Origin of the sequence: Roseovarius sp. AK1035, from assembly GCF_003288315.1 — a bacterium.
GTDB lineage: Bacteria > Pseudomonadota > Alphaproteobacteria > Rhodobacterales > Rhodobacteraceae > Roseovarius > Roseovarius mucosus_A.
Window position 1 is genome coordinate 1,061,361 of the sequence record NZ_CP030099.1, and the last position, 15,422, is coordinate 1,076,782.

Annotated in this window: 11 protein-coding genes and 1 tRNA gene; 9 read left to right on the plus strand and 3 right to left on the minus strand. The window is 56.8% G+C overall.

The window, feature by feature from the left end; translation table 11 throughout:
- Positions 1–2 precede the first annotated feature (2 nt).
- The 3 genes from RAK1035_RS05120 (at position 3) to RAK1035_RS05130 (ending at position 4,390) form a co-directional block, all read left to right on the plus strand.
- Positions 3–2,543: a branched-chain amino acid ABC transporter ATP-binding protein/permease gene (locus RAK1035_RS05120; RefSeq protein ID WP_008282688.1), complete on the plus strand. Its 2,541-nt coding sequence runs from the start codon at positions 3–5 to the stop codon at positions 2,541–2,543.
- 16 nt (positions 2,544–2,559) lie between these two features.
- Positions 2,560–3,792: an amidohydrolase family protein gene (locus tag RAK1035_RS05125; protein WP_037298637.1), complete on the plus strand. Its 1,233-nt coding sequence runs from the start codon at positions 2,560–2,562 to the stop codon at positions 3,790–3,792.
- A 181-nt stretch (positions 3,793–3,973) separates the two neighbouring features.
- Positions 3,974–4,390, plus strand: a complete 417-nt coding sequence (locus RAK1035_RS05130) for a nuclear transport factor 2 family protein (RefSeq protein ID WP_008282690.1) — start codon at positions 3,974–3,976, stop codon at positions 4,388–4,390.
- Between the two features lie 211 nt (positions 4,391–4,601).
- Here RAK1035_RS05130 and socB read toward each other — a convergent pair whose 3' ends face one another.
- From socB to RAK1035_RS05145, 3 genes are all read right to left on the minus strand, one after another.
- Positions 4,602–5,318 (minus strand): type VI toxin-antitoxin system SocB family DNA replication inhibitor toxin, encoded by a 717-nt coding sequence (gene socB, locus RAK1035_RS05135; RefSeq protein ID WP_037298640.1) that lies wholly within the window; start codon positions 5,316–5,318, stop codon positions 4,602–4,604.
- Positions 5,296–5,844, minus strand: coding sequence for a type VI toxin-antitoxin system SocA family antitoxin (socA, locus tag RAK1035_RS05140; RefSeq protein WP_008282692.1), 549 nt, complete (start codon positions 5,842–5,844; stop codon positions 5,296–5,298). Before socA ends, socB begins: the two co-directional genes overlap by 23 nt.
- Positions 5,845–5,928: 84 nt before the next feature.
- A tRNA-Thr gene (locus tag RAK1035_RS05145) sits at positions 5,929–6,004 on the minus strand.
- 697 nt (positions 6,005–6,701) lie between these two features.
- Between RAK1035_RS05145 and RAK1035_RS05150 the strand changes: the two genes are divergently transcribed.
- The 6 genes from RAK1035_RS05150 to RAK1035_RS05170 all read left to right on the plus strand — a co-directional run bounded on the left by RAK1035_RS05150 (position 6,702) and on the right by RAK1035_RS05170 (position 15,019).
- Complete coding sequence (locus RAK1035_RS05150; protein WP_008282693.1) at positions 6,702–8,231, plus strand: radical SAM protein; 1,530 nt, start codon at positions 6,702–6,704, stop codon at positions 8,229–8,231.
- 193 nt (positions 8,232–8,424) lie between these two features.
- A complete protein-coding gene (locus tag RAK1035_RS05155; RefSeq protein WP_254683689.1) occupies positions 8,425–9,924 on the plus strand; it encodes an AMP-binding protein in 1,500 nt (499 codons plus the stop codon).
- A 5-nt stretch (positions 9,925–9,929) separates the two neighbouring features.
- Positions 9,930–12,083 (plus strand): cytochrome P450, encoded by a 2,154-nt coding sequence (locus tag RAK1035_RS20130; RefSeq protein WP_008282695.1) that lies wholly within the window; start codon positions 9,930–9,932, stop codon positions 12,081–12,083.
- A gap of 86 nt (positions 12,084–12,169) precedes the next feature.
- Positions 12,170–12,346 (plus strand): acyl carrier protein, encoded by a 177-nt coding sequence (locus tag RAK1035_RS20135; protein WP_219434894.1) that lies wholly within the window; start codon positions 12,170–12,172, stop codon positions 12,344–12,346.
- On the plus strand, positions 12,346–14,022 hold the full coding sequence (locus tag RAK1035_RS05165) for a carbamoyltransferase family protein (protein WP_008282697.1): 1,677 nt from the start codon (positions 12,346–12,348) through the stop codon (positions 14,020–14,022). Before RAK1035_RS20135 ends, RAK1035_RS05165 begins: the two co-directional genes overlap by 1 nt.
- 1 nt (position 14,023) lies before the next feature.
- On the plus strand, positions 14,024–15,019 hold the full coding sequence (locus tag RAK1035_RS05170; protein WP_008282698.1) for a hypothetical protein: 996 nt from the start codon (positions 14,024–14,026) through the stop codon (positions 15,017–15,019).
- The last annotated feature ends 403 nt before the right edge of the window (positions 15,020–15,422 follow it).

Consider the following 15,422-nt stretch of genomic DNA (forward strand, 5'->3'; position numbering starts at 1 on the left):
CCATGGCTGAACAAGAATACGTATCCGCACGGCTGCGCTTGACCCGGCTTTTGGCGCATCCGGGCACGTCAATCTTGGGAATAGTGGCTCTGACCGCCATCACGATCATGCTGGCACTCAATGCCAATGGTTACCTTGTCTTCATCCTCGCCCTTTTTGCGCTGAATGTCGTCGTTGGTGTCGGTCTCAACATTCTGTTGGGGCTTTCCGGACAGATTTCCTTTGGTCATGTCGGGTTCTTCGCGATCGGTGCCTACACGACGGCGATCATGGTGATCGCAGGCTTTGATTATTGGCTGGCTTTCATCGTGTCTGGCATCATAAGCAGCTTTGCGGGCATGTTGCTGGCTATGCCAGCCCTGCGTGTCGCGGGCCCCTATCTTGCGATGATGACAATCGCCTTCGCCTTTATCGTCGAACATGCTGCGATCGAATTACGGGATCTTACCGGTGGGCATAATGGCCTGATGGGCTTCCGGTCGCCTGAATTTGCTGGGCGCATATTCTTTGAAACCGAGGTGGCGATTGCTGCGGTGCTGCTTGCCGGAGTGTCCCTGCTGTTGTTTCTGCAACTGTCACGGGGCCGGTGGGGCATGGCGATGCGCGCAGTGGCCTCCAGCGACGTGGCGGCACAGTCCATCGGTCTTAACCCCTTTGCGATCAAGACCACGGCCTTTGTTCTTTCTGCGCTTTTGGCCGGGCTCGCAGGGGCGCTTTTCACACCGCTACAACTCTTCATCAGCCCAGGCTCCTTCCCTTTCTTCCAGTCAATTCTGTTTCTTCTGGCTGTGATTGTCGGCGGAACCGGGCGTCTTTTGGGGCCAGTCATAGGCAGCCTGATCGTGGTTTTGTTGCCCGAGGTTTTATCAGGCCTCGCGGAATACCGATTGCTCATCTTTGGCGGCATCATGATGGGCGTGCTTCTGCTGGCACCAAAAGGGATCATCGGTGGGCTGATGGGATACCTAAGCGCCGAAGATCCAACCACAGCAAAGGCATCCGGCAAAGCCCTTGGTGACTTTCTCTCAGGCCTGAACGAAAACACCGGCGGATTAAAGGTAACTGACCTTGGGATCAAGTTTGGTGGGGTTCAGGCGGCAAAGGATGTGTCATTCACCGCCCCCGCAGGGCGCATAACCAGTGTGATCGGGCCAAATGGCGCGGGCAAGACAACCGTGCTGAACATGATCAGCGGGTTTTACAAACCTGACAGCGGCCGCATCGAAATGTCAGAGGATATCGCAGGCCGCCCGGCATGGCGCACAGCGCGCGCTGGCATTGCACGCACCTACCAGACCACACAGCTTTTTGAAGACTTGAGTGTGCGTGAGAATATCCTGATCGCCCTAGGCACCGGGCACCTTGGCTGGTTGCTGGGACGCCCGCCTCGCGATGCTCAGATCGCCCTCGCCGACGACCTACTTGCCTTTGTGGGATACAAAGGCCCCGTGGCGCGCCGATCCGGCGATTTGCCCCATGTTGACAAGCGTCTGGTGGAAATCGCCCGCGCCTTGGCCACGAAACCTTCTGTTCTTCTTTTGGACGAACCTGCGGCTGGCTTGATGCATAGCGACAAAGAGGCGCTAAGCCTGCTGATCCGCAAGATTGCAGAGGCTGGCGTTGCCGTTGTTCTGGTCGAACATGATATGTCGATGATCATGCGCATTTCAGACGAGATTATCGTTCTGGATGCCGGTGTTCCAATCAAAACCGGAGCGCCGAGTGATGTTCAAAATGATCCCGCCGTGCGTCGGGCCTATCTTGGCGACAGCGCCTATCAAGGCCGCGAACGCAGCACACCTTGGATACGAGGCGGCAAAAAGGACGTGCTCAGCACACGCAGTTTGACCGCGGGATATGGGGCCGCCGCAGCGCTCGACTCTTTGGACATGGATGTTCAGCCCGGCGAGATGGTCGCCGTGTTGGGGGCAAACGGTGCCGGAAAATCAACGATGATGCGATCCCTTGCAGGGCTGCACAGGCCTGTCTCGGGGGCGATCCTGCTTGATATGGTGCCCATTGAAGAGCGGCCAGCCCACCAGATCGCACGCGCGGGCTTGTCGCTTGTTCCAGAAGGACGGCAGGTCTTTCCACTGATGAGCGTACGCGACAATATTCTGATGGGCGCTTATAACCGGACCGATCTTGACGCCGAGGCAGAGATCGACAGACTGCTTCAGCGCTTTCCGCGGCTGCGCGATCGGATCGACGCGCCCGCTGGCGTTCTCTCGGGTGGGGAACAGCAGATGCTCGCGATTGCCCGCGGCCTGATCGCAAACCCGCGCATTCTTTTGCTGGACGAGCCATCGCTGGGTTTGGCGCCGTCTATCATAGCAGAGCTCTACGATGTGCTCGCCGATCTGCGTGACGAAGGGGTCACTGTTTTGCTTGTGGACCAAATGGCAACGCTGGCGCTGGCCATTGCCGACCGCGCCTATGTGTTGGAAAGCGGACAAGTCGTGAAATCGGGAACATCGGTGGATTTGCAAAAGGATGCATCAATCGAGCAAGCCTACCTCGGTGCCGAGGTGGCTGCGCAATGAGAAGAAAGGGAGCCTCATGGATCTGACATTTCATAATATCACCCTGCCCTCAGAGCCAGGTCAGGCGTTTGATCTGGGTGTGCACGGTGGCAAGATTGTCGAGATGAAAGCGGCGGGCACGCTGGAACAAGGCGACAAAGCCCTCCACCTGAACGGTCGGATCGTTCTCCCCGGCTTTGTCGAGACGCATATCCATCTCGACAAATCATGCATTCTTGACCGGTGTCAGATGAAAGGCGGCCTGCAGGAAGCCATCGCCGAGGTCGTTGGCCTGAAAGCCGCTTTTACCGAAGAAGATGTGGCTTTCCGCGCGGCCAAGACGCTGCGAAAATGTGTGCTCAAGGGCACCACGCAGATGCGCACCCATGTCGAGGTCGATCCTGTCGTTGGTCTGCGGGGGTTTGAGGGCGTGAAACATGCAATTGCGGAATTTGCATGGGCCATTGATGTGGAAATCTGCGTTTTTCCACAGGATGGGCTGCTCAATAACCCCGGCACGGATGAATTGATGGTCGCAGCCCTAAAGGACGGCGCAGGCTCGGTAGGGGCAGCACCCTACACAGACACGAACCCACATGGCCAGATTGACCGCGTTTTCGAGATGGCCCGCGACTTCGACGTAGACATCGACATGCATCTCGATTTCGGGTCCGATGCCACGTCCCTCGACGTGGACTATGTCTGCCGAAAGGCGGATGAATATGGCTGGGGCGGCAGGGTTGCGGTGGGCCATGTCACCAAATTCGCAAACATGTCTGCCCATCGGCTTACCGCGCTTTCACGGCGCCTTGCGGATGCAGGTGTCGCCGTCACGGTTCTTCCGTCCACCGATCTTTTCCTGATGCATCGCGACCACACAGAAAATCTGAGCGTGCCGCGTGGCGTAACGCCAATACATCTGATGGCCGCCGAAGGGGTAAATTGCTCTTTGTCCACAAACAATGTGCTCAACCCATTCACTCCGTTTGGCGATTGCTCCCTGATCCGAATGGCCAACCTCTACGCCAATATCGCACAGATCGGACGACGCGAAGATATGGCCGGATGCCTTGATATGGTGTCCTCCCGCTCCGCCAAACTTCTGAACCTGAAAGACTACGGGATCCAGAAAGGCGCACCCGCAGATCTGGTCGTAATTGATGCCCGGGATGCGACAATGGCCGTGGCCGAGCTTGCTCAGCCAATGTACGGGTTCAAACGCGGCAAGCCCGTGTTTACCCATGCATTGCCTGAATTGCACAGCCATTAAGCGTTGAGGATGGAGGATCGCCCAGGCGCCTTTAGAGACAGGCCCAGATTGGGCGGACAGGCGAACGGCCCTCTCAATCGGCTGATATTTGGCGCAAAAGACCTCTGTCAGATCAAAGGCTGCGTCGCCCCCTGATCGCGCCCTCACAAGTTACCGAACCAAGCCCACCTGGAGATACCCCATGTCAAACCCCGTTACCGCCGCCAAAGAAATCGTTGAGGCCTACCTAGAACGCTCCATGGTGCCAGACCCTATCGGGGCCGCCGCCTATGTCGCTGATGATTTCGAGGTCATCTTTACCGGTGGGCGTCAGTTTACCGGCCCGGCGGATACAACTGCGTTTAACGCCAAACGCTACAAATGGGTGAAAAAGCGCTTTTTGCGAACAGACGCCGCCTACGACGCCGAAACAGGGTCCGTATACGTCTACAACACTGGGTTTCTATACGGCGAATGGCCGGATGGCACGCCGTTCGAAACCAACCGTTACATTGATATGTTCGTGGTGCGGGATGGCAAAATAACGTCAACGAATGTTTGGAACGACAGTGCGGAAATTCTGTTGCACCGCGCCGGCCTGGCCGAAGCCCCGCTTTGATCCCGAGAACCCGAACATGAACCCAAAGAGGCAGCCATCAGCCGATTTTTGGTTAGAATTTAGCGCATTGCCCGAGAGAACTGGTGCGCTGATAGGACCCGAACATACGACCCCATCATTACGAATGACGTGGGGAAGTGCCTGACCAACCTGACAACTAAGCGTTTTCTCTAGGTCATCTGCCGCGTTGCAAGGATGTTGCAAGACTGCATCAGATCAGTGGGCCGGTCCCGGTCGCGCGACCGCGCGCCTTGCGCCCGCGTTCTTCCAGCACCTCGCGCCACATCTCATAGGTCGACGCCACCATCTGCTCCAATTCTTCGCGGGTGTAGAGTTCGACGCCTTCGTCCGTGTGAAGCCTGACCGCGCGCCGACCGTCAGAGGGGTCGCCAAATTGGACAATAGTCAACCGCACGTTGGCAAAGTCCTCGTCAGCCGCACGGATGCGCTCATGCATCATCGAGAAAGTGAACCGGCGGCCCTCAGCGGTCAAGCCTCTCGTGCGGCGCGGTTCGATGAACAGGGCGCTCGCCTGCTCGTCGATGGCGAGGATCATGGGGAGCCAGAGGGTGATCTTCTGACCGATGCCCATCGACAGCGGATAGAACTCTTGCCGCCGCCCATACACCCGGCCAGACGACGCAAAGTCGTGCAGGCCACGGGCAACGCGCAAGTTATAGGTGAACTCCTCATCCGACCGGCTGCGCTTGCGCAACTCGGCCTCTATCACAGCCCAAGGCGTCGGCTTGGCTGCGCCTAAGTCGAGATCGGGCTGGATGTTGAAGATGTCGGAGAAGCAAGCGCGAACCGGCTTGTAGGAGAAGGTCGAGAAACCTCCCTTCATCTGCTCCAAGCTCTTGCGCTTGATGTCATCCCGCTGGGGCGCGATGCGCGCAAGGTCAATGTCAGGCAAAAGGCGTATCGTCACTAGGTGGTTCTCCTGCACGAGGGCTGGTGCCTACAGACACCTTGTGGTGGCGGAATCGGTCAATGATCACATCATTCGGTATTTGCATCCCAAAAGCAACGCCTGTTCTTGCTTTGTCCACGATTACCGACCAAGGTGAGTCCTTCGCGTGCGAGAGGTCCACGAGCCGTCCAGGTGGCAGATGCCCGTATGACCTCATCACGTCAGACACGAGGTCAATGATTTCCACGTCTGTCGGCTTCGGCAGTTCGCGCGTCTTGCAAGTGAGAGGGTCTTTCGCTACCGCTCGATTGACGATCGGTGCAGCCCCCGAGGGCTTAAACGCACGATATACGGCCGGATGCACAGGGCCGTACTGCCAAGCCTCGAAGTAGCCCGACACGAGCGGGCGCTTGTTGCGGGTCAGATGTATGCCGTGGGCAAAGTAGAGTAGTTTCTGGAGCGCAAGGTTCGTGATCTTCCAGCCGCGCTTATCTGCTTCATCCAGCATGAGGTTCGCGATTGTTCTGGGATCATACGCGCTCATCGCCTCATGCCTGCTGCCTTCGTGTTCCGCTTTTGTTCGTCACATTGCCCCACCGGAGGGTGATTTGGCAATGGCGAATAAGGCTGGTGCCCCATGACGGACTCGAACCGCCGACCTTGTCCTTACGAAGGACCTGCTCTACCAGCTGAGCTAATGGGGCTTTGAGGGCGCTACTATGGCCCTACTGGTTCTTCTCATTTGCCTTGAACCCTATGGTTTTGCAAGTCATTCACGAGCGGACCCGCAAATTTCGAACGACATGCTCCACCCACAGATCAATCGAGGCAACGCGAAGCGGCGTTTAAACGACTGAACTGCGGCGCGCAAGGTGGAATCAGTGCAGGGGTGGCCCCTGCTGTTCTAGCGCGCCATGCCCGCTTGAGGGATGACATTTGTCGCCAAGACCGCTACGCTGGGTCATCCGCAGATGAGAGATGCTGTGGGGACTGCGATCACAATTCGACCTTGAAGATCGTGAAAAACCAAGCCCCACGCGTCAAGATGTACAGTCGCTTGAGTTGACCACTGAGTATGGAGCTTAAACCGATCTTCCGGAGGATGTTACTACCTCTCATGGATGGGTTGGTGGGATTGTAGCAGCTATATATGCTGAGCGCGCGCGGCTATCGTCGCACTATAGCTTTGCTAGTTATCTCGTAAGTACCCGTAATTTCTTAGGTTCTGGTTGGTGCAGATCGTCCGATTAAAGCCACGATACCTCGTGGCCACATGTCGCTGAAGCATCCCACAAACCCAAGGCTACAAACCCTGCCGTTAGGGTCAACAACGAGATCGAGCCCTGTCGGGCGACACGCCACCGTTTGCTGGGTGGTCTGTTAAAATGGGGTTCTTCTGAAATGGACGTTTACCTTATTGCTCCAACACCGGAATTTGGACGCGACACGCTTATTTCCGACGCATCCCTCAATCTGGACGAGCGGTTCACTCTTATGGCTGCTGCGGGCATTGTGACCGTCGCCGCGTTCTTTGACCCGGATGTAAATTTAACGCTGTGTGATGAACTGATTGAAGATGTGGATTTCACCAATCCCGCACAGATCGTTTGCATCAGCATGAATGTTTCCCAAGCAAGGCGCGGCATCGAAATCGCTCAGGAATTCAAGAAAATGGGGCGAACTGTCGTCATGGGGGGCGCACATGTTTCACTGGCCCCAGAGGTTTTCGAAGCCGACGCTGATTGCCTCGTGATCGGAGAGTTCGAAACTTCGGCAGAGGAATTCATGCGCGACCTGCGGAATGGCGCGCTCAAGCCGCGATATGTAGGTGGCAAGGCGGATATGGCGCTTTCTCCTTTGCCGCGCTGGGATCTTTATCGAAATGAGCGTGTCGTCACCGGAGTTATTCAAACCAGTCGCGGCTGCCCGTTTGAATGCCATTTTTGCGATGTGATCCAGTATCTGGGGCGAACCCAGCGACACAAACCGCCCGAAAAAGTCATCGAAGAATGCCAATTGCTCTATGATCACGGCTATAGAAACATCAGCCTTTCGGATGACAACTTTACGGTCTATCGCAAAAGAACGCGAGAGTTGCTGGAGGTGCTGGCAGCTTGGAATGGGCGTGACGGTCGGGAGCCTGTCCAATTCTCAACACAGGCATCCATAGATATCGCACGCGACCAGGGCATCATGGATTTGTGCAACGAAGCTGGCGTACGAGACATCTTCATTGGCATCGAAACCAACAGCGACGAGGCACTACAAGAGTCAAAAAAGCGTCAGAACCTGAAGCAGGATCTCGTCAAACAAACCCAGACTGTGGTGGAATCCGGCATCGTGGTGTCCTCTGGGATGATGATCGGTTTTGACAGCGATGATCTTAGCTGCTTTGAACGCCAGTTCGAATTTGGCATGGCCCTTCCGGTTGTGACGATCAGGGTAACTGTTTTGGTCGCGCCGGTTGCAACACCTCTTTACGCAACAATGGAGGCCGAAGGACGCCTTATTCAGAACGGCAATGAAATCAGCTTTGCTGGCACGGATTGCTGGACCAATATCATCCCCAAGAACATGACCCGCAAGCAATTGGCCGAGGGCGCAATCTGGCTTGTGGACGCGCTTTTTGAGCCAGACAATGTGATCAAGCGGTTTGAGCATGTCGCTAAACTTTTGAAGCCCGCGCCCGAACATTTGCGACGCCAGTCAAAGGCAAAGATTGCCGGTTCCGGTGTCATGCTGAAACTCATGCGGTCTGGGGCCAAGGACCCCAACGCCAGACGCGTCATTGATGCAGTGAACGAAATGACACGTGCGCGCCCCGAAATCGCATGGGATCTCTCGCCAATCCTGGTCAAATATCTGAATACCTATTTCGCCATCAAGCGATCCTCCATGATACGCTCATCTCAGCTTGATCGCGTCTCCTGATATGGAACGTGCGACGCAGGGCGGCCGTCTTGCGAGACGGGAGTCCACCGATGGAACGACCGTCAGTCTGCGACAGGATATCTTGGATGTTCTGACTGCGCGTGCAGATGCGCGCCAGATCAGTGTGCTGGGGCGTGGTGATCGCGCAACCCACTACACCGGATCCCAGTTACTGGAAGAAGCAGAAAACTGCTTGAAAGACTGGGCCACCTGTCTGGGGAACGGGCCGCAGGTGATGATCGCCGCTCTCCCTTTTGGCGAGGCGTTTTTGTTCCCGCTGCTTGCGTCGCTGATCGGCGAAGGCTGTCTGGTGCCCATCGCGCCACCGCGACCATCAGATGCACCGGGCCGGATGCGCCATATTGTGCAAACCTGCGGCGCGACGGTGGTTTTATGCACAAGCGCCCATCAAGCGGCTGTTGCTGCCCAGCTGTGTGATGATGAGGGCAATCAGATTTGTCCGGTCTATGTGGTGGACGGCCCGAATGTGCCGCTGGCAACGTTCAATAGCGCACCCAAGATAGCGGCTCCGATCATACAGCACACGTCTGGCTCAACCCGTTTTCCTAAGGCCGTTCCGATCACTTCTCAACAGATCCGCGCCAACTGCGCGATGCTTCAACGGCTTTGGGGCGTGAACGCGGAAACTGTTACAGTCAACTGGCTGCCGCATTATCACGACATGGGGCTGATGGGGGGTATTCTTTACACCCTTCTCAGCGGCGGGCAATCACTGCAGATGAGCCCGTTTGAAATGATCCGCAGCCCGCTCTCCTGGCTCAAGGCGATTTCAACCTATCGTGCAACCTTCAGTGGCGGGCCTGCGTTTGCGTTTCAGGAATGCCTGAATCGTGTTCCTGAAGGCGCCTGCGATACTCTTGACCTATCAAGCTGGAAACGCGCGTTTTGCGGCGCAGAACCCATCCCCGCAGACCTTTTGGGGCGCTTCTCGACCCGGTTCGCAAAGCAAGGACTTGATCCAAAAGCCGCCTTTGCCTGCTATGGCATGGCAGAATACACGCTCTTCATCGCCGGAGAGCCGGGTATCCCGGCAACCGAGGCCACGCTTTCCAACTCCACCGTCGCGCCTTGTCTGTTATCTGCGGAAACGCGCGCGAACATCCGGATTTGCGATCCAAATAGTGGCCATGTCCTGCCCGAGGGTGCGACAGGAGAGTTGTGGTTGCGCGGGGGATCTGCCGCTGCGGAATATATTGGCCAGACTAAGGACACATCGCAAACCTTCGTGCAAACGGCGGATGGCGAATCGTGGCTGCGCACGGGGGATCTCGGACGGGTCTCGGGGCAGTTTCTTCTTATCAGCGGGCGTCTGAAAGACATCATCATCACGAACGGCCAGAATGTCGCCGCAGCAGAGATTGAATGGTTGGCGGCGAAAGAGGATACCGCGCTTAATCCGATGGGGGCCGCCATCTTTGTGCCGCCCGGTGCGCCAAATGGCCATGCAGCTTTGTTTATCGAGGTTCGGCAAGGCATGACGCCGCAGCGCGACCACCGTCAGCTTGTGTCGGCTATCCGCCGCTCGGTTACTGGCACGTACAGCATAAAACTTGATGATATTCGTATTCTGCCACGGGGCGAGCTACCTCGGACAAGCAGTGGAAAGATACGCCGTCAAGTTTTGGCAGACACCTATGTCGCCAACCCAAACGATGTTCTCAGGCGGGAATAACGGCCATGCGCGGCAACATCTGGGCAGATCCTACCTCGTTTTTCAGCACCCCATCGGATGCGGCAGCAGTGCTTCGGGACCTAGAGCTGCCTCGGATCGACCAATATCTTGCAGCCCTGTCAGACAACAGCGATATCAAGCTCGAAAACCTCAACCGCCTGTCAGCAAATACGCTTGTTGCCATGACGGGTGACGATCATCTTAAGACACGCCGCGTCATTGCGCCCTTTTTCAGCAAAGACGGGCTGAAGCACTGGGCAGATATGCTGGACGCTGGGGTTTCCCATGCGCTTGCACAGCTTGCAGCAGCGCCCAAGCCCGATCTGGTCACCAATTTCACGATCCCGTTGTTTTTGCGGGTCATGCCGCAGATGTTTGGCCTCAAGATCGACGAAAGTGAGGCGCATTTCAGGGCCATCGAGACGGTTCAGCGGCTGACCGAACCTTATCTTTCCGTGCCCACTCTGCGCAAACTCGAACATGCGGTGGGTCTGTTGATCCGCACCTTTCCCGATCCTTCAGAGCATCAAAGCCCCGACAAGCCCGAAACGCTGATCGAGTATCTCTATCGGCGGCGCTCCGATCTGCCTGCGGGGCTTGACGCAAGGTATCTGGTTCTGGGAATTCTAGTGGGCTCGAACTCGGCCACGCAGTCTGTTGCTTTTGCACTCTACGGTCTGCTGACCGGACCACCCCGCAACTGGCAAGACGCGGCCCGCCCTGGCTGGGCCGAGCGCGAGTTGCCGCGGCTTCTTAGCCTTTATCAATCAACGCGCACCCTTGTACGGGTCGCACCCGAGGCGACCACCATCGCCGGGTGCCCGTTCCACAAAGGGCAAGCGGCGGTTGTGGACATCGTCAAAACCAACAGCTGCCTGCGCAGTGACACCAAATCAGGCGTGCGGCACATGAGCTTTGGCAGCGGTGCGCATAAATGCCCCGGATCGTTCCTAAGCGAGATGGTCTTTGCGCAGTCGATCCCTGCATTGGCCCGTCGTTTCCCGAGAATTGTGCTGAACAAAGAACAATGCAGTTTTGTTCAAACCCCCATGATGCAGGCCCCTACTGCGCTGCCCTGCGAAACGGCGCAAGGATCGCATCGGGCCACCTCGCGGCTGTGCGACATCCGTGATACCGCGCTGGCCCATGAGGTGGTGCGCGACAATGATCGTTTCTCGCCGCCGCAGATGACCAATTACCTATCGACGTTAGCCCGGCACAGTGGGCGCGATCTGACAATAGCGGTTAAGATATCGCAGAATGCCCTGTTCTTCATGGATGGCCCGCGCCATGAAGCCCTGCGCACCGCAATTGGCAGACGCCTCGGAGCAACGCGGCTGCAAGACTGGACAGATCTAGCGGACACGGCCATCGCCGACGCGCTCGACAACCTGACGCGCATGCCCAATCCGGATCTGGTCACCGGCTTCACCGATCTATTGCGTCAGACTGTGATTGCGCCAATCCTTGGCGTGTTCCCGTCCGACCCGTCGCAGTTTGAGCGTCTGGCGCCAGAGCTTCAGGCTGTTCTCGAGCCATGGCTGTCGATGCGGGATCTTTTGGCCGTTCAGGAAAAGTTCAACGAAGCGATGGCGCTGATGACGGTGCCCACTGCCGCAAACTGCTCACTTCTCAGCGATCTTTTGGCAGGGCCCCCCGAGGGGTTTTCAACCGATGATCTCAAAGCAGTTGTCTTGGTGCTTTACGGGGCCAGCTTCAATCTGTCCCACACCCTTGCAAATATTTTGCATCTGATTTTGTCGGGCCCGGTCGAAGGGCGCGCCAACATCGAGACGCCAGACTGGATTTCTACCCGCCTTGAAGAGCTGATAGCCCTGTGCGCAAGCCCCAAGTATATCTACCGCATGGCTCGCGCTGATCTTGAGCTGGCCGGCATGGCGATGAAAGCCGGAGATACAGCGCGCCTCACACTTCAGGCTATCAACCGTGACCGCAACCCGGGGGCCTTGCATCTGTCGTTTGGGCAGGGCATGCACCGATGTGTTGGTGCAGCCTTATCGCGATTGATCATCCGACGCGCGATTCCCGCCGTGTTCGAGCGGTTTCCCAACCTATCCCTTGTAAACCAAGGACAGCGCTATTTCCCGATGTCACAAACCGTAGCACTCTCGGCGTTGCCCTGCGTGCTCTCCTCATGAAAGTAAGAAGAATGCCTCAGTCTATTGAAGAGCAGGTGCTTGCATTCGCTGTTGAACAAATAAAGGTTCGCACGAAGGCTGCCGATATGGAAATTACGGCAGACTCTGTCCTTACGGATCTTGGCCTGCAATCAATCGAGGCCGTTCTGCTCAGCGGTGAAATCGAGGATCAGTTTCAAGTGGAAATTGATCCTGCGGACATCTTTGCGCATGACACGTTGGGCGCCTTTGTACGAGAGATCGCGGGGCGCATAGAAGCCTGATGGGACAGTACCATCTTGGCCTTTCGACCTCGGGGCACGATCCTGCCCTTGCAATCGTTGATGAAATGGGCCGCGTTGTTTTTGCCGAAGCGACCGAGCGATTTATGCAAGACAAGCGCGCCTGGGGCATCGCCCCGGATCATGTGACGCATCTTCAATCGGCATTGTCGTCCATCGGCTTTGACCCAGAAACCGACAGTTTACAGGTTGCCACAAGCTGGAAACACGTCAAGGCTGACGTGCCTGTCACATTATCCAACGTTCTACTGCCCGCTACAGACGGGTTATGGCTGCGAGAGCTGCAATCAGCAGCCCAGCGTGGGGCCGGTGCCACGCTATTGCGTCTGCGCCTTGCCTCTACGATGCCAAAGATACGCCGGTTTGATCATCATTTGTGTCACGCCGTATCCGCCACTGTGTTCGCCACGGCCAGCGATGCCGCATGCCTTGTGATCGACGGCGAGGGTGAGGTGGGGGCAGTCTCCTTGTTTGATCTGCGCGACCGACGGCTCAAGCGCCGGTGGCGGTCTTGGGGGCCCGGCAGCCTTGGGACATTTTACGCGTGGCTGACCACCCTATGCGGATTTGACTGGCGCTTGGGCGAAGAATGGAAAGTCATGGGGCTGGCAGCTTTTGGTACTCCCAAGGCCGAGCTGCAGCAGGTTATGGCCTCGGTCTTGAGCGTGGAACAGGGGCGTCTGCGATTTGCCGATCACACCATTCTTGTGAAGGCGCATGAAACGCTGTCTCAGTTTGGCCGAAGCGATACAGCACCCGTGTTGCAGGCTGCTGATCTGGCAGCAAGCGGTCAGGCGGTTTTTGCGGATCTCACCGACCAGATCTTGGCTTCTTGCCTTGAGGGGTCTGAGGGAACCCTGATCCTCAGCGGTGGATGCGCGTTAAACTCGTCTTACAACGGAACCATTGTTGGGCGCACCGGCTTTGAGCGTGTCTTTGTGCCGCCCGCACCTGCGGATGATGGCAACGCGATTGGTGCGGCAATGCTCAGTTGGATGCAAACAACGGGTGAAACCCGCATCCCTGTCTCGAACGGTTCGGCCTACTTGGGCAGCTCCTCGGCACCAAAGGCCGTGGGGCGCCTGTCTCATTTACAAGGGTTGGGCCATGTCAGCGATATCTCGGGCGATAGCGCGGGACAGATTGCCAAGCATTTGGCTCAAGGCAAGATCATCGGCGTGATGCGCGGGCGGGCAGAGTTTGGCCCGCGCGCCCTGGGCAACCGATCCATCCTTGCTGATCCAAGATCACCAGATATGAAGGATCGTATTAATCGCTGCGTCAAGGGACGTGAGCCGTATCGCCCTTTTGCCCCAGTGATTGCAGAGAACCGGGTGTCAGAGTGGTTCGAGCGCCCACAACCTTCTCCGTATATGTCGGTGACATTGCCGTGGCGTGCCGCTGGAATGGCGCGTGTTCCTGCCGTCGTTCACGAGGATGGAACCGGACGATTGCAAACCGTGTCACCAACAAACGCAGCGTGGATGCATGATTTGACGCAAGCCTTTGGCGCGCTGACAGGCGTGCCCATCGTTCTGAACACAAGCTTCAATATCATGGGCAAGCCCATCATTCATTCAGTAGAAGACGCTCTCGCCGTTTTTGCGACGTCAGGTTTGGATGCTGTGCTGATAGATGATTATCTGATCGAGAAATAGAATGAGCGACACGCATAGGTGTGAACACTGGCTTAAGGTCATTGGCAATTTTGTGGAACCATGGCCGGGCCGAAAGTTTGGGGCCTTTAACCACATCGCAATCACAAACGAGGCTGGCAGCAAACCGCCACTTTTGTGGGTTTTCAATAGCGCGATCGAATTCCCGGCACTGGCAGAGGCCCTTGGGCCAGATCAGCCCCTGATCGGCATGCGGTCTTTGAATACGGTGGTCCGGAGAGAATCCCTGACCACTTGGCACAACCGAACGCTTGCAGCATCCTATGCCAACGACCTGGTCTCCTATCTGCGCGACAGGCCGTGCACAGTGGGCGGCAATTGCCAAGGGGCAGCAATCGCAGGGGAATTGGCCCGCAACTTGGTTCTCAACGCTATAGATGTGCAAGGCTTCATAGCAATGGAATGGATAGAGGTTCCGGCTTTGCCTCTGCAGGCCACGTTGCTCTTTGGTGCCGAGAGCAAGGACTATAATCCCTTTCTGAGAAATATTGATCCTTGGCCCGCCTGGAATCGGCTTTTTGTGAATCCCACCTGCCGGATATTGCCAGGGGGGCACGGCACCTATTTTCGTCCAGATACGATATCCGCGCTTGCAGGCGAGGTGCGTCACGCTCTTGCCCTGCCAAAAGCTCCAGCAGTTTCAGATCGGTCGGCCTTGGCGCCCGAAACGATCCCGCAGACGGTTGCGACAAGGCAGCATATCACGATCTCGATCAAATGCGCCGAACTTCAGGCCGGCGATGACGTTCTGGCCGTTTGGGAATGCGATGCCAGCGTGCTGCCGCATTTAGAGGTGATCGCCATTGCCAAGACATCGACGAGCGGCCAGCTACTTGAATTCCGCGTACCTGCCATCGCTGGCAGGTGGACACTTCAGCTTTTCCTGACCAACCCGTTGCACGGGCCATTGACGTGGAACGTCGATACTCTGCGCGAGTACAGGATTACCGTCGTGGATGAGCAAGACACTACAGCTTAGCGACCATCGCAAAGCGGTCAGCCAATCAGATGTCAGTGGTCAGTCTGCGCGACACTGATGGGCTGGTTCGGTTATCTTCACGGAAAGTGGCGATTCATCCGCGATTACAGGTGGTTGACCGATTCTGCTTGCAGCCCCTCAGGCGTCGTAACGAGAATGAAAACGCCACACCCGCCGCAAAGTTCAGAGGTTCTGAGGAGAGCAGCCGCCTCTTGAACAAGCCGCTCGGCATTGCTTTCCGGGCCATGGTTCTACGGTCAGGTCAGCGCAGGACATAAGCAGGAATTTCGGAACATTCTCAACACTCTGCCGCAAGAGCGCTTGCCCAAAGTAAAGCCGGGCGGGGCAAAACACGCAATGCGGGTTTTTGCAATCAAGTTTATGTGATAGGTTGCAGAATATT

Excerpts from the sequence above, each read along its gene's own strand:
- RAK1035_RS05120 (WP_008282688.1), top strand. The coding sequence starts at position 3 with ATGGCTGAACAAGAATACGTATCCGCACGGCTGCGCTTGACCCGGCTT.
- RAK1035_RS05125 (WP_037298637.1), top strand. The coding sequence starts at position 2,560 with ATGGATCTGACATTTCATAATATCACCCTGCCCTCAGAGCCAGGTCAG.
- RAK1035_RS05130 (WP_008282690.1), top strand. The coding sequence starts at position 3,974 with ATGTCAAACCCCGTTACCGCCGCCAAAGAAATCGTTGAGGCCTACCTA.
- socA (WP_008282692.1), bottom strand. The coding sequence starts at position 5,844 with ATGAGCGCGTATGATCCCAGAACAATCGCGAACCTCATGCTGGATGAA.
- RAK1035_RS05150 (WP_008282693.1), top strand. The coding sequence starts at position 6,702 with ATGGACGTTTACCTTATTGCTCCAACACCGGAATTTGGACGCGACACG.
- RAK1035_RS20130 (WP_008282695.1), top strand. The coding sequence starts at position 9,930 with ATGCGCGGCAACATCTGGGCAGATCCTACCTCGTTTTTCAGCACCCCA.
- RAK1035_RS20135 (WP_219434894.1), top strand. The coding sequence starts at position 12,170 with ATGGAAATTACGGCAGACTCTGTCCTTACGGATCTTGGCCTGCAATCA.
- RAK1035_RS05165 (WP_008282697.1), top strand. The coding sequence starts at position 12,346 with ATGGGACAGTACCATCTTGGCCTTTCGACCTCGGGGCACGATCCTGCC.
- RAK1035_RS05170 (WP_008282698.1), top strand. The coding sequence starts at position 14,024 with ATGAGCGACACGCATAGGTGTGAACACTGGCTTAAGGTCATTGGCAAT.